Consider the following 23,462-nt stretch of genomic DNA (forward strand, 5'->3'; position numbering starts at 1 on the left):
TATATCTAAAAACGAAGATTTTGATTTCTAGCCTCTCAATAATATAAAAAACTATTTAACATATTTATCATTTCCTGAACCAAGAAATAAATCACAAAACAGTTAAAAGTAGACTTCAATCTAGGCTTATTCACCATTTCGGGAAAATTATAAGGAAATGTAGAGATGATACCCAAACGTTTTCCCGAAATATTCATAGTAATAGATAGTGAAAATGGATTCAATAAAAAAAGGCTGTGAAAAAAATGGATTTAACAGGAAAAACAATTTTAGTTACAGGTGGAACAGGCTCTTTCGGAAAGAGATTTATAAAAAAAGCCCTAGAACTTGGTGTAAACAAGATTATTGTTTTTAGTCGTGATGAATTGAAACAATACGAAATGGCTCAAGAGTATACAGATTCGCGTATTCGTTTTTTTATTGGGGATGTACGTGATAAAGCTCGTTTATACCGTGCTTTTGCTGGGGTGGATATTGTAGTTCATGCAGCTGCTTTAAAGCATGTCGGTGCATGTGAGTACAATCCGTTTGAAGCAATTAAAACAAATATCTATGGCGCTCAGAATGTAATTGAAGCTGCTATGGATTGTGGTGTGAAACGTGTCATTGCTTTGAGCACAGATAAAGCTGCCTCTCCAATTAACTTATACGGTGCAACGAAATTAGCATCAGATAAACTTTTTGTTGCAGCAAATGCTTATGCAGGGAAAAAGGACACCAGATTTGCAGTGGTACGATACGGAAATGTAGTAGGCAGCAGAGGCAGTGTAGTACCATTTTTTAAAAGCATAAAAAAAACCGGGAAAATCCCTATAACGGATGAACGTATGACACGATTTTGGATAACACTTGATCAGGGAGTACAATTTGTTCTTGATAACCTTCAGCGAATGAAGGGCGGGGAAATTTTTGTCCCTAAAATCCCCAGCATGAAAGTAACAGACTTGGCAAAAGTAATTGCACCTAAATGTAAAATTGAGTTTATAGGCATCCGTCCAGGCGAGAAGCTTCATGAGGCTATGATAACTGAAGATGATGCCCGTCATACTTTAGAATTTGAAGATTATTATATCATTCAACCAGAATTTAATTGGTGGGATAAAGCGTATATAAGTGAAGGCAAACCGCTTCCAGCAGGTTTTAGTTATACAAGCGACAAAAATGAACATTGGTTAACAAAAGAAGAGTTAAAACAGTTAATTAGTGAATAAGATAAAAAAACAGTCTAAATAAGTCAAAACAACATATAAGGGAGTATTAAGGATCATGAAGTATTGTTTAGCAATTCATGGCGGAAAACCCGTACGGAATCATTATTTGCCATACGGCAAGCAATCCATTGATGAAGATGATATTCAAGCCGTAATCAACGTTTTAAAAAGTGATTTTATTACAACCGGTCCAACAATAAAACAATTTGAAAATCAAGTGGCAGCATATGTAGGTGCGAAATACGCCGTAGCATTTTCAAGTGGAACAGCCGCCCTACATGGCGCCTGTTTTGCAGCGGGGATATCCAATGATGATGAAGTCATCACGACATCAATGACGTTCGCTGCCAGTTCTAACTGTGTCCTTTACCAAGGTGGCGTTCCGGTATTTACGGATATAAAATCCGACACTTACAATATTGATCCTAATTTAATAAAAGATAAGATTACAAATAAAACAAAAGCAATTATACCTGTACATTTTACTGGACAGCCAGTTGAACTTGAAAAAATTTCAAAAATTGCCCAAGAATATAACCTAACAGTAATCGAAGATGCAGCTCATGCATTAGGCGCTACTTACAAAAAGAAAAAAATTGGTTCAATTAGTGATATGACCATGTTCAGTTTTCACCCCGTCAAACATATTACAACAGGCGAGGGCGGAATCATTACAACAAATAATGAAGACTACTATCAAAAACTTCTTCAGTTTAGAACCCATGGAATCACCCGTAACCCTAATAACCTAACTGAAAATCATGGACCTTGGTACTATGAAATGCAATTTCTTGGCTATAATTATCGGATGACAGATATTCAAGCTGCTCTTGGATTATCACAACTGCAAAAATTAGATTCTTTTATTGCTAAAAGAAAACAATATGTATCAATGTATAATATGGCACTAAAAGATTTACCTGAAGTTATTCTTCCAAAACAATTAGATCATGTTGATTCAAGTTGGCATTTGTATATCATTCAGTTAAATTTACCAATGCTAAAAGTTGATCGAAAAGAAATCTTTCAAGCGTTACAGCAAGAAAATATTGGTGTCAATGTTCACTACATTCCAATTCATTTACAACCCTACTATCAAAAATTAGGTTATCAAAAAGGAATTTGTCCTAATGCTGAAAAATTATATGAAAGTATCATTACTCTACCATTATTTTCAGAAATGAGTGAACAAGACGCTAATGATGTCATTCAAGCAGTTAAAAAGGTAATCAATTTCTATAAAAAATAAGTGAATAAAAAGGTGATGAAATGAAAGTTGCCGCTATTATTCAAGCTCGAATGGGCTCAACTAGACTTCCGGGGAAGATAATGAAGAAAGTTCTTGATAAAACACTATTAGAATATCAAATTGAACGAGTAAAAAGAGCGAAAACAATTAACCAAATTATTGTAGCGACTACTACAAATCAAAATGATAATCCAATCATTGAGCTTTGCGAACAACTTTCTGTTCCTTATTATCGTGGATCAGCAGATGATGTATTATCACGTTATTATGAAGCTGCAACACAATTTTCTGTAGATGTTGTAGTTCGATTAACTTCAGATTGTCCCGTTATTGATCCTGATATTATTGATAAGATAGTTAATTGCTATTTAGAACATCAAAATAAATATGATTATGTATCTAACACATTAATCCGTACTTATCCAAGAGGTTTAGATACAGAAGTTATGCCCTACCGAATTTTAAAACAAACATATGAAAAAGCAAATCAGCCATCCTATCGCGAGCATGTGACTGCATATATATATAACACCCCTAAAACGTTTAAACTGTTCAATGTCCAGAATCACTTAGATGAAAGTAAACATCGCTGGACTGTAGATACGAAAGAAGACTTTATCTTTATAAAAAAAATTATTACAAAACTATATCCAGTTAATCCCCAATTTTCTTTCATTGATATTTTAAATTTATTAAAACAAGAACCAGACCTGTTTTATATTAATAGCCATATAGAACAAAAAAAATTAGGGATATAGTTTAAATGAACATACTCATTCGTGTTGACGCTTCTATAGAGATTGGAACAGGGCATGTTATGCGATGTTTAACCTTAGCAAAAGAGTTAAAAAATCAAGGACATCAGATTTCCTTTATATCTAGGGAATTGGACGGTCATATGTGTAACTTTATAAAATCTCAGGGACACACAGTATATATGTTGCCTAAAATGAAGTTAGTAAGAAATAATTGTAATACTACACATGCTCAATGGCTTCAAACGAGCTGGGAAATTGATGCTCAACAAACAATAGAAATGATACGTAAAAGCATTCACTTTGCTGATTGGCTCATTGTAGATCATTATGCTTTAGATAAAAAGTGGGAAGAAAAGTTAAAGGAGTTCGCCCACTATATAATGGTTATAGATGATTTAGCAGATAGGTTACATATATGTGATCTACTGCTAGATCAAAATTATTATGCAAACATAGATCAAAGATACGAAGAATTGATCCCTATAAATTGTATAAAATTATTAGGCCCCAAATATGCATTGCTAAGATCCGAATTTTTAAAAGCACGAAAAAATGTAAGAAAAAGAACAAATCCCCTTAAAACAATACTCATATTTTTTGGTGGAAGTGATCCCACTAATGAAACTTCCAAAGTAATCAAAGCTCTAGAAGCAATAGAATATACGCAGCTTCTTATTCATGTAGTTATCGGTCGATCAAATCCTCAAAAAGATTTCATCCAAAATTTATGCAAAAAGCATCCAAATATGGTCTTTCATCATAATATTGATTATATGTCTAGATTAATGAATGAAGCGGATTTAGCCATATGTGCTGGAGGTTCAACCACTTGGGAAAGATATTGTTTAGGATTACCCGCACTATTAATCTCAGTAGCGCATAATCAAGTTGAAATATGTAAAACAGTAGGAGATTTAGGGATTGATTTTTACATTGGAAAATCAGAAGAAATTTACGAGAAGGATATTTGTAATGCCCTTGAGATTGTTAGGAGCGGAAACTTTGATTTAGAGGGATCTTCTAGAAAAGCATTGGAGATTGTAGACGCTTTTGGAAAAACACGTGTAGTATCAAAGATTTTACAATATTAAATGTTAAGGAAGATATTATGAACATTCTATTATTAGGATCTAAATGTAATAATTTGTACAGTTTTCTTAAATCATCTGGAAATAGTGTTGTTTTCTATGAAAATAGAATAGACATTCACTCACCTATTCTTATTAATATTGACTTTATCGTCAGCTATGGATACAGATATATGATTCCTCCTTCTATTATTGAGAAATTTAATAACAAAATTATTAATTTGCATATCTCTTATCTTCCTTGGAATAAGGGTGCTGATCCAAATTTATGGAGTTTCCTTGAAGATACACCTAAAGGGGTTACAATTCATTATGTGAATAACGGGTTAGATACGGGCGATATTATCACTCAATCGGAAGTTCCCTACAAAGAAAATGATACATTAAAAACCGCCTACGATAGACTATGCCAAGAAATAGAACGACTTTTCATTGAAAATTGGAAATTCATTTATTCTGGAAAAGTTATGAGGAAACCGCAACCTTCTGGCGGTAGTTATCATAGATTAAAAGATAAAAAAATATATTTGCATTTACTTACTAATGGATGGAATACGTCAGTAAAAGATATAATCGGTAAAGCAAAAATGAATGGTTAAAAAGGAGAAGATAAAATGAATGAAATTGAAATTAATGGAAGGAAAATTAGTCGCAACCACCAACCATTTATCATTGCTGAAATGTCTGGAAACCATAACCAGTCATTAGAACGTGCATTGCAAATAGTTGAAGCTGCAGCAAGAGCTGGCGCACATGCTCTAAAAATTCAAACTTACACAGCCGATACTATGACACTTGATATCGATAACAAAGATTTTAAAATAGAAGATACAAACAGCTTATGGAAAGGAAACACACTTTATAAACTATACCAACAAGCTTACACACCATGGGAATGGCACAAACCACTCTTTGATAAATGTACAGAATTAGGTATCATCCCATTCAGCACCCCATTCGATGAAACAGCAGTTGATTTTCTAGAATCTCTCAATGTCCCTTGTTATAAAATTGCTTCTTTTGAAAATACTGATATTCCTTTAATCCGCAAAGCTGCCTCTACCGGAAAACCTCTTATTATCTCAACAGGTATGGCTACAATTTCAGAATTAGATGAGACTGTCACGACTATCAGATCAGCGGGCTGTAAAGATCTTATTTTATTGAAATGTACAAGTACTTACCCTGCTTCTCCAGAAAACACTAATATTCATACAATCCCCCATATGAGAGAATTATTTCAATGTGAAGTAGGTTTATCAGATCACACATTAGGAGTGGGAGCTGCAATCGCAAGTGTTGCAATGGGTGCAACTGTAATCGAAAAGCATTTCACTTTATCTAGAGCTGATGGAGGAGTAGACTCGGCGTTTTCAATGGAAGCAGATGAACTAAATTCTCTTGTTATTGAAACAGAAAGGGCATGGAAGTCACTAGGGAAGATTTATTACGGACCGACTGATATGGAAAAAAGCTCATTAAAGTTTCGACGTTCTCTATATGTGGCACAAGATATGAAAGCTGGGGATCTTTTAACAACAGAAAATATAAAAGCTATTCGACCTGGTTATGGTTTAGCACCAAAATACCTCCCTATTTTACTAGGAAAAAAAGTGAAAAAAGATGTTGCTAAGGGGACACCTGTAAGTTGGGATTTGATTTAACGAAAAGCCTCTTAAAAACATAAAGTAAACTTCCTATCTCTGTAAATCAAATTCTCGCATAAATTTCATCGTTCTTTTTTACCTATGAAATATTTCCTGTGGGGGCTATTGTTATTTCCTGTAAAACAGCCCCCTTCACTTAATATGATTAAAAAAAGCATCTAAAAACATCTTTATCAACAATAGAACGATTTAATGCGACTCTTCTACATACACAATTATCATTTTTGAATTCGAGTTACAAAACACGATAATATCTTAATGCATCTTTTGAAAAGATTAGAAAATCCCTTTATTTTGACAGACTACTGATAGATTACCCGCTTTTTCTAAAATCTCACTGCGATTTACTAAGAGCTTTTGTAACAATTGTAAGATACTCCTACCACTCACTTCTTTCAAAATCCATCCCCCGTTATATTTTTTGATTAGCTCCGCTGGCGCTCCCATATCAAATGCAATGACAGGATACCCTGAAAACATAGCCTCATTAGTTGTATAAGAAAATGTCTCTGGACATATCGAAGAAGTTATAACGATAGCTATTTTATGTGTTGCCAACAGATTAGAAAATTCCCTATTATCATATGGTCCTGTTACAACAAAATGTCCGCTTGGACTGACAAATCTTCTTTTGTGCCTATCTGTTAACCCAATTACTTTTATACAAAAAGGTAGCTTCCTCCTTTCAATTTCCATTTTAAGTTTATATAAAATGTGTGATCCTTTATTTTTGTATATATTTCCTACGAAGGCAACATTAAGCTGTTTTTCATTTGCAAATTCAGAGGTATATGTATAGTAGATATTAGGAGATAAAGGATGTTCCTGTACATCTATAATAATGTCAGGAAAATGTTTTTTTATAATTTCTTTTGCACTGTTGCTTGGAGCGATTACCTTCTGGGCATTTGATAAAAAAAACTCGAAATTTTTTCTCCAAGTTTGAATATCTGTTTCTCTCCCTCCATCCAAACATGCCTTACATATATTCACATCTGTTTCATTATTGCAGTAAGGGCCATTTCTTTTAATCAAGTTAACTAGAGGACATACACAAAAAAAATCGTGTATAAAATAAATATACTCAATCCCAGAATATTGAATAAGATTTATAAACTTAAATATAGGGAATTTAATGAGATGATTGATATAAATTAGTTCAATATCCATTGACTTGAGTAGCGATCGAAAACTCGTTTCATCATAATTATGTAACTCTAAATCATAGTACAGGGGGTGTTCCTGATTCATATCTTCTATACAAAACATTCCAGCTCTAAACGTCATCTTATAAATTCTATACTTATGCTGATTCTGTTCAATATACATATTTTGATAATGTTCTACTCCTCCACCTATAGGATTCATCACAAATAAAACGCCTTTCTTTTTTGGAGCACCAGCACTCTTCGACACCGCTCTCCCTCCTTGATTTAAATTTTTCATCTTATCATTTCAACTCGTTTTCTTCAATAATTTATAAATATATATTTTCGCAAACAAAAATATTTCACCATTTATTTTCACATAAAATAATAAGACGAGATTATGCCTTTCGCTTCAAGTAACCGCTACAATAAGATGAATGATTATTAAAGTTTATTTCCGTCATCTTGAGAAAATCACCTACATCCGGTTCGGTTTACTTATACATTTTATACTTTTCATACGTATATACAATTATCAAATTTAAGTAATCCTTTTTATTACTTCCTCAACACTTGCTCTCCCATCTGAAGCATAATAGAAAAACGCTATCCTTTCTGCATATTTTTGCAAAAAGGATAGCGTTTGTTCTTTATGTTATATGGATATAAGCTTATCTTAGTTTGATGAACATGTGTGGTGCTTTTCCACCTAAAATATTACATCTAATTTCAACTCTGATTCTTCATTACCCTAAAATATGATACCCAGAATCCACATGAATGTTCTCACCAGTAACTCCGCTTGCTAAATCACTGAATAAGAATAACGCTGTGTTACCAACTTCCTCTTGTGTTACGTTACGACGAAGTGGTGCGCGTTCTTCGATTTGTTTTAAGATGCTGTTGAAGTCGCCAACACCTTTTGCTGATAGCGTACGGATTGGTCCTGCTGATACAGAGTTTACGCGAATGTTGTGCTGCCCTAAGTCGTTTGCTAAGTATCTTACGCTTGCGTCTAGTGATGCTTTTGCAACGCCCATTACGTTGTAGTTTGCTACAACGCGCTCTCCACCAAGGTATGTTAATGTAACGATGCTGCCGCCTTCTGTCATTAATGGCTTCGCAGCTCTTGCTACAGCTGTTAATGAGAATGAGCTAATGTTTTGTGCAAGTAAAAATCCATCACGAGATGTATCAACAAATTCACCTTTTAAGTCATCACGGTTTGCGAATGCGATGCAGTGTGCTAATCCGTGGATAACTCCTACTTCTTCTTTAATCGATTGGAAGCAACGCGCGATATCTTCATCGTTTGTTACATCACATGGTAAAACAAGTGATTGTTGTCCTTCTAATGATTCTGCTAGATCACGTACGTTTTTTTCTAGACGCTCACCTGCATATGTGAAAATTAAGTTTGCTCCTGCCTCGTGTAGTGAACGAGCAATACCCCAAGCGATGCTTCGTTGGTTCGCAACTCCCATTACGATAATGTTTTTTCCTTTTAAGTTGAGAAGATTCATTTATTTATCCCCCTAAATTTATTAAATAATATCAGTTATTAGTACCTGGTAATATATTTATATCATATCACAAATTCAAAATAAGGCAAAACAAAATTATTAGTATAACTGGTTCTTTACTTCTCTTTTGCTCTTTCACTTTCCTGCTACTACGAAAGCTCAATCTTTATTTCCTCTATTTAAAAGTACTTGCTGGATAAATCACGGCTATGAAGAATAAAAGGGAACCGCTCTCACTCCCTCCCTTTGTTTTAAACTTGGCACGGGGCGAAAATAGGCCCTGACCGCTTCTATGCATGGTCGGACGCTCTCTCCCATCTAAAAAAGAAAGGTTTTATCTCAGTTTCTCAATTTATATCTATATAATCTAACATCTCACACTCAAAATCCAAACAACATATTTGCAAACCATCCAAAATCCGCTAATATGGTAATAGCGTCTTTTTTTGTATTACGCAAAGAGCAATAGAAAGGACTACGTACGTTGAAAGATAAGAATTCTCAATATCGAATAGATTACATATTAATCCTGATTGTACTCGTAATCGGGGCTGTGAGTTGTTTTGCTATCGCAAGTGCACAACCATCTTTACCACCGGCTTTACAACAGGTAAACTTTGTTGCGAAACAAATTCAATGGTATTTCATTGGGGCTATCGCAATTTTTGCGATTATGGTTATTGATTTTGACCGATATAAACAAATCGCTTGGTACTTGTATGGATTTGCGATGATTTTACTGATTGGGCTTGAATTAAAAATCCCCGGAGCTGTAACAATTAAAGGGGCTACTGCTTGGTATAGCTTGCCGGGTCTTGGTAACTTCCAGCCTTCCGAGATTATGAAGTTATTTTTAATCATTGTCGTTGGCCGCATTATCGTCAATCATAATGAAAAGTATCCGTTTCGGACGCCGCGTGAGGATCTCATTTTACTCGGCAAAATATTTGGCGCAAGTTTACCACCACTACTTTTAATTGCGAAAGAACCAGACTTAGGAAATACGATGGTTATTTCAGCGATGCTCGCAGCGATGATTTTAGTTTCAGGTATACGCTGGCGCTTTATTTTCGGTTTAGCTACACTTGTTATAGCGGCTGGTTCTGCGTTAACGTACACTTACTTTGCGCATACAGCATTCTTTAAAGAACATATTTTAAAAGAATATCAATTAGATCGTTTCTACGGCTGGTTAGCACCTTATGAATATGAAACACAAGGATATCAGTTAAGGCAAGCTGTTTTAGCAACCGGATCAGGTGAATTGCACGGTAAAGGCTGGGAGAATGGTCAAGTATACTTCCCAGAACCGCATACCGATTTTATTTTCACAAACATTGCTGAGCAATTTGGATTTTTAGGAGCAAGCGTTGTTATTTCACTGTTCTTCCTATTAATTTATCGTATGATTCATATCGCTTTAGAAAGTAATGATCCATTCGGTAGCTATTTATGTGCAGGAACGATTGGAATGTTTACATTCCAAGTATTCCAAAATATTGGGATGACAATTGGATTACTTCCGATTACAGGGATTACCCTTCCTCTTATGAGTTATGGCGGTAGTTCCTTACTGACATATATGATTGCGATTGGCTTTGTACTGAACGTACGATCGCGAACAAAAACGTTTATGTTTGATTAGACCATATCCAGCGGGTATGGTTTTTTCTATATCCAATTTAGGTATACTAAGTAAAAATAAGATGGAGGTTGTGAAATGAAGTACGATATTATCGGAGATATCCATGGCTGTTTAGAAGAGTTTCAAACATTAACAGCGCAGCTCGGTTATAACTGGGATAGCGGTCTTCCTGTCCATCCAGAGAAGAGACAACTTGCTTTTGTCGGAGATATTACTGACCGTGGCCCGGCATCCCTAAAAATGATTGAAATTGTATGGGAGCTTGTAATAAATAAAAAAGAAGCTTATTACGCTCCGGGAAATCATTGTAATAAGTTGTACCGATTTTTCATCGGACGTAACGTAACAATCGCACACGGATTAGAAACAACTGTCGCTGAATATGAAACCCTTCAAACTCGCGAACAAAAAATAGTACAGAAAAAATTTATCGATCTTTACGAACAGTCACCTCTCTATCATGTGCTTGATAACAAAAAACTCATCGTCTGTCACGCTGGTATTCGCCAAGATTATATCGGAAGAAGTGATAAGAAAGTCCAAACTTTCGTATTGTATGGGGACATTACTGGAGAAAAACATCCTGATGGTTCACCTGTCCGCCGTGATTGGGCGAAGCATTATGAAGGAGAAGCTTGGATTGTGTATGGTCACACTCCTGTGGCAGAACCTCGTTTTGTCAATCATACGGTAAATATTGATACAGGAGCTGTTTTTGGCGGGAAACTGACAGGGCTGCGCTATCCAGAGATGGAGACGATTTCAGTTCCTTCTTCGATGCCGTTTGTGCCTGAGAAATTTCGTCCAATTACATAACTAAAAAATAAAGCTGCCCTCATGTGAAGGCAGCTTATTTTAATAATTCTTTCATATCTTCTGGCACATCCGCATGAAATTTCATCTGTTTTTCTAAAATAGGATGATAGAAGGTTAAACTCGTACTATGAAGCGCTTGTCGTTTCATCTGCGACTTACTTCCCCCATACAAGTCATCCCCTAATAGCGGATGGCCTAAATATGCCATATGTACACGAATTTGATGTGTTCTTCCTGTTTCTAACTGCAGTGAGACTCTTGTTTTATCAGGAAATCTCTCCATCACCTGAAAATGCGTAACTGCTTTTTGACCGTCTTCACATACCATTCGTTCAATAATGCTATCGCCTTTTCTTCCAATTGGCGCATCAATCGTTCCCGACTCTTCTAGCAATTCTCCATGAACGATTGCTTCATATGTTCGTTGCACTTGCTTTTGCTGATGCTGTTTTGATAAAAGATGGTGAATGAAACGGTTTTTCGCAATAAGCATAAGTCCTGACGTATCACGGTCCAGTCTCGTTACAATATGCACCGTACTTGCAAGATTCTGCCTGTCATAATGATAAAGAAGCGCATTCGCAACACTTCCTGCCGGATGTTCCCTTGACGGAATGGTTGACATGTATGGTTCTTTATTGATTACCATTACGGATTCATCCTCATACAGGACAGTCAGTGGAATATTTTCAGCCAGCATTCCTTCACTTCTCTCCTCAACCGGAAAAAACACTTGCAATACTTCCTCGGCCTGTAATACGTGCCGAACCGTCGCATGCTTACCGTCAACTTCAATTGCCCCACCTTGAAACTTTATATCTGTCAAAGCAGCTTTAGAAATCCCTTTCGTTTTTAGAAATTCCCGAATGAGCATTCCCTTCTCTGCTTCTGTCATACACCATTTTAATGTAAATCTTCTCAAATACATAAATCCTCTCTATTCACCCGCAACGAACGAATCGCGAACACGTTTCCAAAATGGGAATGGGCGAAAACGAACGAATCTCACCTTCTCGTTTGCAACGCGGTATTGAATTGACTTTACGTCTTGATGAACCATCGTTAAATGATCGACCGTAATTTGTAAATTCATTCCTGCCGATGGCTTTAAAACACATGTATGGTGCTTCGGTAAAACAAGCGGTGAACCGACTGTACGGAACACACGGTTATTAATCGAAGCCATTTCCGCAATTTGTATCGCTTCAATCGAAGGATGAATGATTGCTCCGCCTAGCGCTTTATTATAGGCTGTACTTCCAGAAGGAGTAGAAATACAAAGACCGTCCCCGCGGAACGTTTCAAAATATTCTCCGCGAATTTCCACCTCTGTTACTAATGTTCCTTCTGCGCTTTTTACTGTCGCTTCATTCATTGCTAAATACTGTGATTCCTTACTTCCATTCACATAGCGAATAATGACTTCTAAAAGCGGATATTCCACCACTTGAAACGGTGTTTTCGCAATTGCAATCACAAGTTTTTCTACTTCTGTTGGCAACCAATCTGCATAGAACCCTAAATGTCCCGTATGTACACCAACAAAAGCTGTCTCATCTAATCGATTATAGTAACGATGAAACGCGTATAAGAGCGTCCCATCCCCCCCAACAGAAATTACAATATCGGGTTCCGCCTCATCCATTGTAAACCCAAAATCTTGCAAGTAACCTGTCATTGTACTTGCAAGTGCGTTTGATGATTGATCTCCCTTTGACATAATTGCAAATTTCATCGCCCAACACCCTTTAGTTTATGATTCGGATTCTTTCGCTTCTTGTTTGCGCGAAAAAACCTTTTGTGCTTCTTGAATTTCAAGACGAATCGAAGACATTTCTTCATCTAATAAAAATGCTGCTTCTGCCGCACGCTGAAGGCGCACTTTAATATCTTCTGGAAAACGCCCACTATATTTGTAATTTAAAGAATGCTCAATTGTTGCCCAAAAATTCATTGCTAATGTTCGAATTTGAATTTCAACTAATACTTTTTTCTCTCCACAAATCGTTTGAACAGGATAACTAATTACAACGTGATATGAACGATAACCACTTTCTTTCTTTTGCGTCACATAATCTCGTTCTTCCACAATTTCAAAGTCATTTCGTTTTCGAAGATATTCGACAACAGGCTTAATCTCATCAACAAATTGACACATCATCCGAAGACCAGCGATGTCCTGCATTTCTTCTCCGAGTCGGTCAAGCGGTACATTTCTCTTTTCCGCCTTATCAATAATACTTGCAACCGACTTTACCCGACCTGTTACAAACTCGATCGGAGAGTGTTCTGTTAACATTGTAAACTGAGAACGCATTCCTTTTAATTTCACTTTTAGCTCTGCCACCGCTTGGTGGTACGGCGCTAAAAATTCTTCCCAATTACGATTCATTTCAACCACCACCAAAGTCAATCCATTTGCTTATAGAAATACCTTTTCTACAGTCGTTACAAGTTCTTCTCCGTAATTTGCATTACCTTCAATATTTTCAATTAAATATTCCACTTCTTCTTTCAATTGTGCTAATTCAATTTCAGTATTATTTACACGAACAAACATTGCTTTATCATTCTTCATTGCACTGTGCATTGCTTCCCAACATGTATGCGGAATACTTACATAAATGAATGCTGATTCGTTTTCTAAAATATATAAAAATGATAAATGATCTGAGTCTACAAGTACGTGATTACGCGCCTTTAACTCCTCCACTTGTATTTCAATATTTTCCGCACAAAAAATAAGAGCATTCTCTCTTTCTTCTACGCTCTTAACTTGGATTTTATTTTGCATGCTCTAACTCCTCCATATCAACTTCCTGTCTTACTTCACACTATTATTGTATCATAACATAGACGCAAACAAATAAAACATTGAACCAAATTTGCGAAAAAGCGATAATGTCTAAAGAATTACTCTTAAGAAGGAGCTTATACAATGACACAAGAAATTGAAATTGAATTTAAAAATATGGTCACAGAAGAAGAATTTCAAGCATTATGCGATGTGTTTTCTATCGAATCATTTACAAAACAAGTGAATCATTACTTTGAAACACCTCATTTTTCTTTAAAAGCAGCAGGCTCTGCTCTTCGTATTCGTCATAAAGACGGAGCTTATACATTAACTTTAAAACAACCAGCTGAAATTGGGTTACTGGAAACTCATCAACCTTTAACAGCACGAGAAGCACAACTAATGATGGAAACAAACGGGCTCATTCCAGGCCCTGTAGCAGATCAACTACATGCCCTGCAAATCCCTGTTTCTACTTTAGCTTATATGGGAAGCTTAACAACAGAACGAGCAGAAACTACATTTAAGGGCGGCACACTTGTATTTGATCATAGTTTCTATTACAATCACGATGATTATGAACTTGAATATGAAGTACAAGATGAAGCAGCGGGCAAAGCTGATTTCCTCAATTTATTGAACAAATACCATATACCTGTTCGCCATACAAAAAATAAAGTGCAACGCTTTTTTCTTGCCAAACAAAACAAAGCACGCTAAAGTGAAACTTCCATTAGTAGAAGTTTTTTCTCACTGATGGAAAGCCCTCACCAATCGGGCTCTTACGGTCAGTCCTTCCCTCTTTGTTTTTTCTTCTATGAAAAGGAAGGTTACTGATTGTGAGTAGCTGGGTAAAATGGAACTTCCATCAGTAGGTGCTTTTCCTACTAATGGTTCACCTTTACCAATGTTGCACTTATATTTAGCTTTATCTTAAGGAAAAAATGGGCAAAGGATTACACAAGAGCTGTTTAGTTGCTCTTCGTGACAATCCATTGCTACAATAGATATACATTTGATGGAAAAAGGAGTTTATACAGGATGAACAAGCAACCGATGACACCATTTGAAGCAATTGGCGGTGAACAAGGCATTGCAGCATTAGTCGATACGTTTTATTCCTATGTCAGTAAACACCCTGACTTATCTCCCATCTTCCCAGACGATTTGACAGAAACAGCCAGGAAGCAGAAGCAATTTCTAACGCAGTATTTAGGTGGGCCGAATTTGTATACAGAGGAACATGGTCACCCTATGCTAAGAGCACGCCATCTCCCTTTTGAGATTACACCAAAGCGCGCGAAAGCCTGGTTAGCATGTATGGAGCAAGCAATGGAAGATACAGGAGTACAAGGGCAGATTCGAGAATTTGTTTTTGAACGTTTAGCATTAACTGCGCAGCATATGGTCAACACTCCAAACGAAACAGGTGAAGCGTAATGGATAAACAGGAAGCAAAGCATATGCGCATTCCTTCTCTTTCCAAATGCGAACATAAATCTGTGGAAGCCTATTTGTTTATTGATCCACTTTGCAAAGATTGCTGGGAAATCGAACCAGTCATCATTAAATTATGGCTCGAATACGGAAAATATTTTTCGATTCGGCACATATTAACCGGCAAAGTGGAAGGGGCAATCGCCTCCCCACACAAATGGAATAAACCTGCTAATATTCGATTTGTGTGGGAAAAGACAACAAGTTTGCACGGCTTTTCATGCGATGGAAAAGTACATATGCAGGACGCCTCATCTACACCGTATTTAGTTTCTATGGCAATTAAAGCAGCTGAGTTGCAAGGTCGAAAAGCAGGTTCGAAATTTTTACGGAAACTTCAAGAATACATTTTTCTTGAAAATATATCAAAACCAGATTTGCAATCACTACTTGCATGCGCACAGCAAAGCGGCATTGATGTAGAGGAATTTAAAAAAGATTTGCATTCGATTAGTGCAAAAAAAGCATTTCAGTGCGATTTAAAGTTCACAAACGAAATGCACATTACCGAAATCCCTTCTCTCGTATTCTTTCATGCAAATTCAGATGAAGAGGGCATTAAAATTGCAGGAATTTATTCGTATGATGTGTACGTACAACTCTTAAAAGAAATTGTAAAATGTGACATTGAGCCAGCACCTTTACCACCACTGGAATTCTTATTAGAAATGGTCCAATTTATGTCATCAAAAGAAATTGCATTTATTTATAACTGCTCAGAGCAAGAAATAGAACGAGAACTAAAAAAATTGTCATTGAAAAGAAAAGTACGAATGATTGAAGTGAAATGCGAACGTTATTGGAAATGGATTGCAAAAGAAAAAGACCTGGTGTAAACACCAGGTCTTTTTCTTTACGGCTTATAAAAATATTAAAGGGGATGGGAGAAATTTTCACGTTCAAACAAAGGGGTATATGTTTGTATGTGAATTCGTTCACGCTTATTATATTACAAGATTCGACGTCAGATGACAAGCCTTTTTGTCGAATTTCACACTTTTGTCACATTCTAAACGTTTTCATTACTGAATAAGCTATGAAAAGAAGCTTTTTAGGAGGGATTTCATGAAAAAAACACATATCTTTTTTCTACTATTTGGCATTTGTATTTCTTTTTTTCTGTACATTCTTTCACTATTACAAGCATTTCCAAAGATGATTGCTTTGCCACTTTTGTTTGCAGTCATTGTTATTGGCCTCTCTTATTTCAATCATAGAAAGCGGTTCAAAGGTTTTTAAAAAGAAAGAAGGCGAGAAATTCCACTCTCGCCCTCCTTCTTTCACTATTATTTACCTTCAAATAATAGCGCTTCTAATTCATTTAACTTCTCTTCAAATACTTGTAATGCCTCTTTAACAGGCTCTGGTGATGCCATATCTACTCCTGCTTTTTTCAATACTTCAATTGGATAGTCGGAGCTTCCAGCTTTTAAGAATTCGTTAGTATAACGTTCTACTGCTGGTTGTCCTTCTTCTAAAATTTGCTTTGATAAAGCTGTTGCCGCACTAAATCCTGTTGCATATTGATAAACATAATAGTTGTAATAGAAGTGCGGAATACGAGACCACTCTAAGCCAATTTCTTTATCGATGACTAAAGCATCGCCAAAGTATCTTTTATTTAAATCATAGTAAATCTCTGTTAACATATCTGGCGTTACTGCATGGCCTTCTTGTACCTTTTTATGAATGATATGTTCAAATTCAGCAAACATCGTTTGACGGAATACAGTTCCGCGGAATCCTTCTAAATAATGATTTAATAAATATAAACGTTCTTTCTTATCTTCTGTCGTTTTTAATAAGTAATCATTTAAAATTGCTTCGTTACAAGTTGATGCAACTTCCGCAACGAATATGGAATAGTCACCATATACATGTGGCTGTGTTTTTCTTGTATAGTAGCTATGCACAGAATGACCAAACTCATGTGCAAGTGTAAATAAATTATTTACATTATCATGCCAGTTCATTAAAATATACGGATTTGTTCCATATGCACCAGATGAATACGCACCGCTTCGTTTTCCTTTGTTTTCATATACATCTACCCAGCGATTTTCATATGCTTCTTTCAAAATCTCAACATACTCATCACCAAGGACGTTTAAAGATTTCAACAGAATCTCTTGTGCCTCTTCATATTTCACATTCATTTTCACTTCTGGTACAAGTGGTGTATATAAATCGTACATATGCAGTTCATCAAGACCTAGTGCACGTTTACGAATATCAATATAACGGTGCAATAAATGTAAGTTATCATTTACTGTCTCGACAAGTTGGTCATATACTGTTTCAGGTATGTTATTATTGCTTAACGCAGCTTGGCGTGCAGAATCGTATTTACGAACGCGCGCGTTGAAATTATTACGTTTCACTGCACCACTAAGTGTGCTTGCAAATGTATTTTTATATTTCCCATACGTTTCAAAAACAGCATGGAATGCATCATGACGAACACGACGATCATCACTTTCTAAAAATTGAATATAACGGCCATGTGTTACTTCTACTTCTTCACCATTTTCATCTTTAATAGATGGGAATTTTAAGTCCGCATTATTAAGCATACCAAATGTATTACTTGATGCACTCATAACTTCAGATGCTTCTGCTAACAACGCTTCTTCCGCCTCTGACAGTACATGCGGACGCTGACGTGTAATTTCTTCTAACGCATGTTCATACACACTTAATTCTTTATTTTCTTGTAAGAACGACTGTAATTGTTCTTCTGAAATTGTTAAAATTTCAGGAACGATATACGCCATGCTGCTGGACGCTTGAGAATATAAGTTTGTTGCTCGATCATTTAGCGCTTGATAAGCAGAATTTGTTGTATCTTGATCGTAACGCATATGAGCATATGTATATAATTTTCCTAATCTCATTGAGACTTCATCTTCATATTGTAAAGCCGCTAATAATGAATCCGCAGAATCACCAAGTTTCCCCTTAAATTCAGTTAACTTTGGTAGTAATTCTTTTACTGCTTGAAATTCTTTTTCCCATTCTTCATCAGTTTGGAAAACATCTTCCAAACGCCATGTGTTCATTTCTTCAATCTCACTGCGGTCTGGCAATGTTTTTGCTGTTTTTTGATTAGACATCAATAAAAACCCCCTTTTAATCTCTACTAGTACAATTCGATTCTGCTTATGTAATTCCTTCAGGATACTCCTTTATTATATCCGCTTTTCCTTTTCCCATGTTGTACTTTGTTTCGAATAAAGATAGCGCATGCGACAAACAAATCGCATCGTATTCTTTGATTTCCCCTTCTGTTTTCGGCATCATAAATCGCCTTATTTTTCGGTACTTATGCACATCCACCTTTTCAATCATTCCTACTTTACATAAAAACGTTACATACTCTACGATTGCCAATTGCCATACATGTTGCGAAAAATATGGTAACGTGCGCCTCTGAATACTACGCTTTTTATTTACATAGTAAAAAACAGCATGTAATGAAAAATATTCTCCAATTTTAAATTTGCCAATAAAGTCTATACAAAGAAGAGCCTGCCATACAAAAGGATGTGTTTGAAATGCAAATGCAGATGGAAGAGGAACACCAATTTCAGATGGAAAACAAGAGGGAGAAAGGTGATATTGATATAGAAGATGTAAAAGTAATTTATGACTATAATTCCATATTGGAAGGACATTCGTTCGAAAGTAGGTCTTTTTATTCTGCCATTCCCGCTCCAATCGTTCTTTCGTAATTGGTGCTTGGCAAAAGAGTTTCTCAAAAGTAACGGTACGTACCGGGAAATACATGATCTGTGAAAAATAAACCTTTGCAGAAAACGGGGTAAGAAGTTCGCATTTCAGAAATGATTTTTTATTTGGACAAAAAAAGAGAAGTGAAGGCTGAGGATAAGATTGTATGCAGAGAAAATGAAACGAGGATAATGAGATCCAATAAGCAGAGTGCCTTTTCAGTTGATTTCCACCTAATATCCAAATGATTTGTATCCCTATTTCCCAATAGGAACGCGTTCGTTTTAATAACTGCTCAGTGGATAAAGAGGCGCATTGATATTCAATTGCAATCCGTCTTCCTTTCATTTCAATAAACAGATCGGGTCTTTGGCGAATCTCTGGGAGGTAATGTTCGATTTTTACATGAAATCCTTGCGACTTGAGCCATCTATATAACTGGTCCTTCCCGCGCATATGATAAGCGGATTCAGGCTCAAATGAAACGAGGCACTGATTTAATTTTTTATGAGCAAAATGCCATCTCTTTTGCTTCCCTAACTTGAGCTGCACCTCTCGCCTGCAAATCGGGCAAAAAAAGCGTTCCTTCTTTCGCATTGCAAGTAGCTCCTTTTCATTGCAGCTTTCAAGAAGGTGAACTTTCCCTCCATTTTCTCTCCTTGCAACAAACATAATACCACATCCTTTCTATACCGCTTTGTATTCTACAATTTATTACAAATTCCTTTTTAGACAAAAAGAGGACGTCCTTGTAAGAACATCCTCCTCATAATAAAGGTGATAATAAACGATATGCCGATTCTACAATTCGCCTATGAAGGCGGCGTTTATGAAAATGATCCACATGAATTTCACTGGATTCTTGTAAATCCTCCTCAAAATCCTTAACAAGCTTTCGAATACTATCCGTATCATATAAAAAGGCATTCACCTCAAAGTTTAAATGAAAGCTTCTCATATCCATATTCGCTGTCCCAATTGATGCTAAATCAGAATCGACAATGACAATTTTACTGTGAAGGAAACCTTTTTCATATTCGTATACCTTTACCCCTGCATCTAATAACTCCGGAAAATAAGACCTTGATGCATAAAACACCGTTCGTTTATCCGGTTTACTCGGCATTAATAAACGGACATCAATGCCCGCAAGAGCTGCTACTTTTAATGCAGATAAAATATCATCATCTGGAATAAAATAAGGTGTAGCAATCCATATAGACTTCCTTGCCGAAGCGATCATTGCAAAATAAAGATGCTTAATTGTCTCCCATTTATTATCTGGCCCACCTGCGACAAGTTGGACACCGCCCCAATGATCTCCATCCACTGCTTCCGCCTGTAAATATTCAGGTGCTAATACTGCTTCCCCTGTCATATAAAACCAGTCTTGTACGAATATGAGCTGCAGGCTTTGAACGGCCTCACCTCGTAAATACAAATGCGTATCTCGCCAAAATCCAAAATATTTATTTTTCCCTAAATACTCATCACCAATATTCAGTCCGCCCACAAAACCTTCATTTCCATCAATGACAACGATTTTCCGATGATTTCGATAATTAATTTTATCGTTCAAAATCGGAAAACGCACTGGAAAGAAAGGAATCATCTCGACACCTGCATCGTTTAATTCATCAATATAAGCATTTGACAGCTTAAAACTTCCAACCGCATCATATAAAAAACGGACGGTAACACCTTCCTGCGCCTTCTGAATTAAAATGTCTTTAATTTGTGTACCAAGCTTGTCATCACGTACAATATAATATTCCATATGGATATGATGCTTCGCTTTTTGCAATCCTGCTAAAATTGCTTGAAACGTTTCATCCCCATTCGTTAACACTTTTGTTTCTGTCTGAAATGAAATATTTAACGCACCAAGCCGATCTGCTAAATGAAATAGCAGTTCTTGATGTTTATGATTCTGTAAAATGCGTTCTTGATAATCTTCATGTCCTTTGTACTGTAAGAAAGCTTGTTCATCCAAAAGAGCCTTCTTTTGAAACATTCGTTTTCTGCGGAAGTTTTGTCCAAACAATAAATACGCAAAGAAACCAAATACAGGAAAAATACCGAGTACAATTAACCATGTCAATGTTTTAGATGGATGCCGATTTTCCAAGAAAATAACACAGCCAATTAAAAATGCAGAAATAGTAAATACAATACTTATAATTCCTAAAAACGAAATATCTTTTATACCTATAACATCCGAATAAAATGCTACATCAATAACCATTCGTAACGAAACAAACACTGCGAATAAACCTAGAAAAAAGAAAAGTAACTTTAATGTATTTTTCATTCCTACCCCCCTTACTTACATAGCTTTTCTACTCTTATCATACCCATCATATAAAAAGCCGATTTCATAATATTGAAATCGGCCTACGTTTTAGGAGAAAAATGACTGCGAATCGTCTCAAGTGCGCGTTCTTTAACAACCTGTTTACCGTACTCACTTACACGGTGAACCGTTAAAGTAGACTCTTCCCCATATTCTAAAATAATACTTAAAATACGGTCAATTTCTTCTTCATCGTGTAGCACTTCATCAAATTCAACATATACATAATAGCGGTCTTCAAACGAATACAATTCATCTTTTATATCTTCAAATATAAGACGATGACTTAACGAAATAACGTCTTCAAAATCATCAAATTTAATTAAAAAACCAAATGTTCCATCTTCGTTAAAGTTTGTTCCCGCTTCCATCTCTTCCTCTAACTCTTGTTGAAATAGTGATTCAATCCGCTCATCTAGAGGAATATCAATGATTTTATCTAGACCTATTGGTAATTCTAATTTTTGTCCATCTTTTGAAAGCTGTGCTTTCGTTACAAGTACTTCAATGCCTTTATCCATCGCTTGTACTTGGATCCATAGTGGCCCATCAATAAAGAAATCATCATGATCGCGAGCTTCATCCATCATTTCCCAAAACAATTGTTCGCTTCGTTCACGACTGGACCAAATCTCTTCTCGATTAAACCCTCTATCTTCTATATCAACGTACGTAATAAAAAACTTCATCGTATGATCGTTAATTCTTTCAATGTCCAAAATCCAACTCTCCCTTCCTATTCGGAATTGTTATGAAGGGATTCCCCACTCATATGACAAATCAATAGATTCTTGTACTTTCATTTTATGATAAGATTCTCCAGAATGGAAATAAAATCGTTTCATTTTAGAAAAACAGTCATTCGCCTAGATTATTCTATGCTAATACATCATACTTCCTTCCTCTTATATATTCCATTATATACACTTGCGATATAAATTCCCTCATTCCTTCTTAATAAAAAATCGGACATACAATTCCACCTAGCGCCGTACAATTGTAATAGAGCTGGTCAAGCTTTTTCGTTTCATACATACAACTGCACCTATATTACTGATTAAAACAGAATAAATGGAGGCAAAATGATGGAGTTAGATTTTTTGACATCTATACTAATGATTGTCGGTATCGATGTTGTACTAGGCGGTGATAACGCAATTGTAATTGCGCTTGCAAGCCGAAACTTACCTGAATCTAAACGGAATAAAGCTATTTTTATTGGTACGGTCCTAGCAATCGTGCTGCGAATTCTTCTTACAATACTTGCTGTATACTTACTCGATATTCCCTTCTTACAACTTATTGGCGGCATCCTACTTACACTGATTGCCGTAAATTTACTAACCGACAATAATAATGATCTTTCTTCTATACAAGGAAAAACGACATTATTTCAAGCAATCCGTACAATTGTATTTGCCGATCTCGTTATGGGTTTTGATAATGTCCTTGCGATTGCTGGAGCGGCTCATGGGAATTTTACACTCGTAATTATCGGATTATTAATTTCTATCCCTATTATTATTTGGGGAAGCAAACTCATCTTACTATTTATGGAGCGGTTTCCTTTTCTCATTTATTGCGGAGGAGCAGTTCTTGCTTACACGGCTGGCAGAATGATCACCCATGAAGCGAGACTTGCGAACTTTTTCCAGCATAACCCGGCCTTTGCAACAAGTATACCCTTCCTCTTTATTTTCACAGTATTAACAATCGGGTTTATTGTTCAGCATATCAAATTAGGGAATGTAAAGTAAAACTTGTATTTCTTGATTTGATATAGATTTATATAAATCCAAATTAAAAAACCAAAATTAAACCATTCTTTTTGGGTGGAAGAGAGCATCCGGCCATGCATAGAAGCGGTCAGTTCCTTTTTTCGCCCCATGCCATGTAAAAAACAAAAAGAGGAAATAAGTGGAGAACTGTTTTTGTTTTCATAGCCGCAGCTAATATGTCGAAAAATCAAAATGGAGTTATC

At 36.0% G+C, this 23,462-nt stretch carries 23 protein-coding genes; 13 read left to right on the top strand and 10 right to left on the bottom strand.

The window, feature by feature from the left end:
• The first annotated feature begins 245 nt into the window (after positions 1 to 245).
• From pseB to pseI, 6 genes are read left to right on the top strand one after another with little or no spacing between them, the layout of a single operon-like run.
• Positions 246 to 1,211, top strand: coding sequence for a UDP-N-acetylglucosamine 4,6-dehydratase (inverting) (gene pseB, locus MHH71_RS09655; protein ID WP_033798730.1), 966 nt, complete (start codon positions 246 to 248; stop codon positions 1,209 to 1,211).
• A gap of 55 nt (positions 1,212 to 1,266) precedes the next feature.
• Positions 1,267 to 2,460 (top strand): UDP-4-amino-4,6-dideoxy-N-acetyl-beta-L-altrosamine transaminase, encoded by a 1,194-nt coding sequence (gene pseC / locus MHH71_RS09660; RefSeq protein WP_003206199.1) that lies wholly within the window; start codon positions 1,267 to 1,269, stop codon positions 2,458 to 2,460.
• Positions 2,461 to 2,480: 20 nt separating this feature from the next.
• Positions 2,481 to 3,218 carry a cytidylyltransferase domain-containing protein gene (locus MHH71_RS09665; protein ID WP_006093943.1) on the top strand — a complete coding sequence of 246 codons (738 nt, stop codon included), beginning with the start codon at positions 2,481 to 2,483 and terminating at the stop codon, positions 3,216 to 3,218.
• 5 nt (positions 3,219 to 3,223) lie between these two features.
• Positions 3,224 to 4,309 (top strand): UDP-2,4-diacetamido-2,4,6-trideoxy-beta-L-altropyranose hydrolase, encoded by a 1,086-nt coding sequence (gene pseG / locus MHH71_RS09670; protein ID WP_006093944.1) that lies wholly within the window; start codon positions 3,224 to 3,226, stop codon positions 4,307 to 4,309.
• 17 nt (positions 4,310 to 4,326) lie between these two features.
• The gene (locus MHH71_RS09675) at positions 4,327 to 4,905 is read left to right on the top strand and encodes a formyltransferase family protein (protein WP_006093945.1); all 579 of its coding nucleotides are present in this window, start codon (positions 4,327 to 4,329) and stop codon (positions 4,903 to 4,905) included.
• Positions 4,906 to 4,920: 15 nt separating this feature from the next.
• On the top strand, positions 4,921 to 5,970 hold the full coding sequence (gene pseI / locus MHH71_RS09680) for a pseudaminic acid synthase (RefSeq protein ID WP_003206204.1): 1,050 nt from the start codon (positions 4,921 to 4,923) through the stop codon (positions 5,968 to 5,970).
• Between the two features lie 279 nt (positions 5,971 to 6,249).
• Here the strand turns inward: pseI and MHH71_RS09685 are convergent, their stop codons facing one another.
• Complete coding sequence (locus MHH71_RS09685) at positions 6,250 to 7,389, bottom strand: glycosyltransferase (protein ID WP_240516962.1); 1,140 nt, start codon at positions 7,387 to 7,389, stop codon at positions 6,250 to 6,252.
• Positions 7,390 to 7,867: 478 nt separating this feature from the next.
• Entirely contained in the window at positions 7,868 to 8,644 is a 777-nt protein-coding gene (fabI, locus tag MHH71_RS09690) for an enoyl-ACP reductase FabI (protein WP_006093947.1), read from the bottom strand.
• 484 nt (positions 8,645 to 9,128) lie between these two features.
• Between fabI and MHH71_RS09695 the strand changes: the two genes are divergently transcribed.
• The gene (locus tag MHH71_RS09695; RefSeq protein ID WP_033798731.1) at positions 9,129 to 10,289 is read left to right on the top strand and encodes an FtsW/RodA/SpoVE family cell cycle protein; all 1,161 of its coding nucleotides are present in this window, start codon (positions 9,129 to 9,131) and stop codon (positions 10,287 to 10,289) included.
• A gap of 75 nt (positions 10,290 to 10,364) precedes the next feature.
• Entirely contained in the window at positions 10,365 to 11,105 is a 741-nt protein-coding gene (prpE, locus tag MHH71_RS09700) for a bis(5'-nucleosyl)-tetraphosphatase PrpE (RefSeq protein WP_006093949.1), read from the top strand.
• Positions 11,106 to 11,139: 34 nt separating this feature from the next.
• On the opposite strand, the gene MHH71_RS09705 is transcribed toward prpE, so the two are convergent.
• Genes MHH71_RS09705 through MHH71_RS09720 form a run of 4 tightly spaced genes read right to left on the bottom strand, consistent with a single transcriptional unit; the run spans position 11,140 to position 13,899 of the window.
• On the bottom strand, positions 11,140 to 12,027 hold the full coding sequence (locus MHH71_RS09705; RefSeq protein WP_029427027.1) for an RluA family pseudouridine synthase: 888 nt from the start codon (positions 12,025 to 12,027) through the stop codon (positions 11,140 to 11,142).
• 15 nt (positions 12,028 to 12,042) lie between these two features.
• A complete protein-coding gene (locus tag MHH71_RS09710; protein WP_003195940.1) occupies positions 12,043 to 12,840 on the bottom strand; it encodes an NAD kinase in 798 nt (265 codons plus the stop codon).
• A gap of 18 nt (positions 12,841 to 12,858) precedes the next feature.
• Positions 12,859 to 13,497, bottom strand: a complete 639-nt coding sequence (locus tag MHH71_RS09715; protein ID WP_016113795.1) for a GTP pyrophosphokinase — start codon at positions 13,495 to 13,497, stop codon at positions 12,859 to 12,861.
• A gap of 30 nt (positions 13,498 to 13,527) precedes the next feature.
• Entirely contained in the window at positions 13,528 to 13,899 is a 372-nt protein-coding gene (locus MHH71_RS09720; RefSeq protein WP_006093951.1) for a UPF0738 family protein, read from the bottom strand.
• Between the two features lie 144 nt (positions 13,900 to 14,043).
• Between MHH71_RS09720 and MHH71_RS09725 the strand changes: the two genes are divergently transcribed.
• The 4 genes from MHH71_RS09725 to MHH71_RS09740 all read left to right on the top strand — a co-directional run bounded on the left by MHH71_RS09725 (position 14,044) and on the right by MHH71_RS09740 (position 16,638).
• Positions 14,044 to 14,622: a CYTH domain-containing protein gene (locus MHH71_RS09725; protein ID WP_006093952.1), complete on the top strand. Its 579-nt coding sequence runs from the start codon at positions 14,044 to 14,046 to the stop codon at positions 14,620 to 14,622.
• Between the two features lie 321 nt (positions 14,623 to 14,943).
• Positions 14,944 to 15,342 (top strand): globin domain-containing protein, encoded by a 399-nt coding sequence (locus MHH71_RS09730; RefSeq protein WP_003195936.1) that lies wholly within the window; start codon positions 14,944 to 14,946, stop codon positions 15,340 to 15,342.
• Positions 15,342 to 16,235 carry a ClpXP adapter SpxH family protein gene (locus MHH71_RS09735; protein ID WP_006093953.1) on the top strand — a complete coding sequence of 298 codons (894 nt, stop codon included), beginning with the start codon at positions 15,342 to 15,344 and terminating at the stop codon, positions 16,233 to 16,235. The genes MHH71_RS09730 and MHH71_RS09735 overlap by 1 nt, the downstream gene beginning before the upstream one ends.
• Before the next feature lie 229 nt (positions 16,236 to 16,464).
• Positions 16,465 to 16,638 (top strand): hypothetical protein, encoded by a 174-nt coding sequence (locus MHH71_RS09740; RefSeq protein ID WP_006093954.1) that lies wholly within the window; start codon positions 16,465 to 16,467, stop codon positions 16,636 to 16,638.
• Between the two features lie 47 nt (positions 16,639 to 16,685).
• On the opposite strand, the gene pepF is transcribed toward MHH71_RS09740, so the two are convergent.
• The 4 genes from pepF to mecA form a co-directional block, all read right to left on the bottom strand.
• Positions 16,686 to 18,512, bottom strand: a complete 1,827-nt coding sequence (gene pepF / locus MHH71_RS09745; protein ID WP_006093955.1) for an oligoendopeptidase F — start codon at positions 18,510 to 18,512, stop codon at positions 16,686 to 16,688.
• A 46-nt stretch (positions 18,513 to 18,558) separates the two neighbouring features.
• Entirely contained in the window at positions 18,559 to 19,800 is a 1,242-nt protein-coding gene (locus MHH71_RS09750; protein ID WP_006093956.1) for a competence protein CoiA, read from the bottom strand.
• A 94-nt stretch (positions 19,801 to 19,894) separates the two neighbouring features.
• Positions 19,895 to 21,439 carry a cardiolipin synthase gene (cls, locus tag MHH71_RS09755; RefSeq protein WP_006093957.1) on the bottom strand — a complete coding sequence of 515 codons (1,545 nt, stop codon included), beginning with the start codon at positions 21,437 to 21,439 and terminating at the stop codon, positions 19,895 to 19,897.
• A gap of 83 nt (positions 21,440 to 21,522) precedes the next feature.
• Complete coding sequence (gene mecA / locus MHH71_RS09760) at positions 21,523 to 22,200, bottom strand: adaptor protein MecA (RefSeq protein ID WP_003195931.1); 678 nt, start codon at positions 22,198 to 22,200, stop codon at positions 21,523 to 21,525.
• A gap of 366 nt (positions 22,201 to 22,566) precedes the next feature.
• On the opposite strand from mecA, the gene MHH71_RS09765 reads away from it, so the two are divergent.
• Entirely contained in the window at positions 22,567 to 23,238 is a 672-nt protein-coding gene (locus MHH71_RS09765) for a TerC family protein (protein WP_018764011.1), read from the top strand.
• Positions 23,239 to 23,462: the final 224 nt, after the last annotated feature.

The sequence above is a fragment of the Bacillus sp. FSL H8-0534 genome (genome assembly GCF_038005885.1).
GTDB lineage: Bacteria > Bacillota > Bacilli > Bacillales > Bacillaceae_G > Bacillus_A > Bacillus_A pseudomycoides.

What these genes read in the sequence shown, in the direction of transcription:
- prpE (WP_006093949.1), top strand. Translation starts at nt 10,365, where the DNA reads ATGAAGTACGATATTATCGGAGATATCCATGGCTGTTTAGAAGAGTTT.
- cls (WP_006093957.1), bottom strand. Translation starts at nt 21,439, where the DNA reads ATGAAAAATACATTAAAGTTACTTTTCTTTTTTCTAGGTTTATTCGCA.
- MHH71_RS09710 (WP_003195940.1), bottom strand. Translation starts at nt 12,840, where the DNA reads ATGAAATTTGCAATTATGTCAAAGGGAGATCAATCATCAAACGCACTT.
- pseG (WP_006093944.1), top strand. Translation starts at nt 3,224, where the DNA reads ATGAACATACTCATTCGTGTTGACGCTTCTATAGAGATTGGAACAGGG.
- pseC (WP_003206199.1), top strand. Translation starts at nt 1,267, where the DNA reads ATGAAGTATTGTTTAGCAATTCATGGCGGAAAACCCGTACGGAATCAT.
- pseB (WP_033798730.1), top strand. Translation starts at nt 246, where the DNA reads ATGGATTTAACAGGAAAAACAATTTTAGTTACAGGTGGAACAGGCTCT.
- MHH71_RS09750 (WP_006093956.1), bottom strand. Translation starts at nt 19,800, where the DNA reads ATGTTTGTTGCAAGGAGAGAAAATGGAGGGAAAGTTCACCTTCTTGAA.
- MHH71_RS09675 (WP_006093945.1), top strand. Translation starts at nt 4,327, where the DNA reads ATGAACATTCTATTATTAGGATCTAAATGTAATAATTTGTACAGTTTT.
- MHH71_RS09725 (WP_006093952.1), top strand. Translation starts at nt 14,044, where the DNA reads ATGACACAAGAAATTGAAATTGAATTTAAAAATATGGTCACAGAAGAA.
- pepF (WP_006093955.1), bottom strand. Translation starts at nt 18,512, where the DNA reads ATGTCTAATCAAAAAACAGCAAAAACATTGCCAGACCGCAGTGAGATT.
- MHH71_RS09735 (WP_006093953.1), top strand. Translation starts at nt 15,342, where the DNA reads ATGGATAAACAGGAAGCAAAGCATATGCGCATTCCTTCTCTTTCCAAA.
- MHH71_RS09715 (WP_016113795.1), bottom strand. Translation starts at nt 13,497, where the DNA reads ATGAATCGTAATTGGGAAGAATTTTTAGCGCCGTACCACCAAGCGGTG.
- MHH71_RS09665 (WP_006093943.1), top strand. Translation starts at nt 2,481, where the DNA reads ATGAAAGTTGCCGCTATTATTCAAGCTCGAATGGGCTCAACTAGACTT.
- MHH71_RS09765 (WP_018764011.1), top strand. Translation starts at nt 22,567, where the DNA reads ATGGAGTTAGATTTTTTGACATCTATACTAATGATTGTCGGTATCGAT.
- MHH71_RS09720 (WP_006093951.1), bottom strand. Translation starts at nt 13,899, where the DNA reads ATGCAAAATAAAATCCAAGTTAAGAGCGTAGAAGAAAGAGAGAATGCT.
- MHH71_RS09740 (WP_006093954.1), top strand. Translation starts at nt 16,465, where the DNA reads ATGAAAAAAACACATATCTTTTTTCTACTATTTGGCATTTGTATTTCT.
- pseI (WP_003206204.1), top strand. Translation starts at nt 4,921, where the DNA reads ATGAATGAAATTGAAATTAATGGAAGGAAAATTAGTCGCAACCACCAA.
- fabI (WP_006093947.1), bottom strand. Translation starts at nt 8,644, where the DNA reads ATGAATCTTCTCAACTTAAAAGGAAAAAACATTATCGTAATGGGAGTT.
- MHH71_RS09730 (WP_003195936.1), top strand. Translation starts at nt 14,944, where the DNA reads ATGAACAAGCAACCGATGACACCATTTGAAGCAATTGGCGGTGAACAA.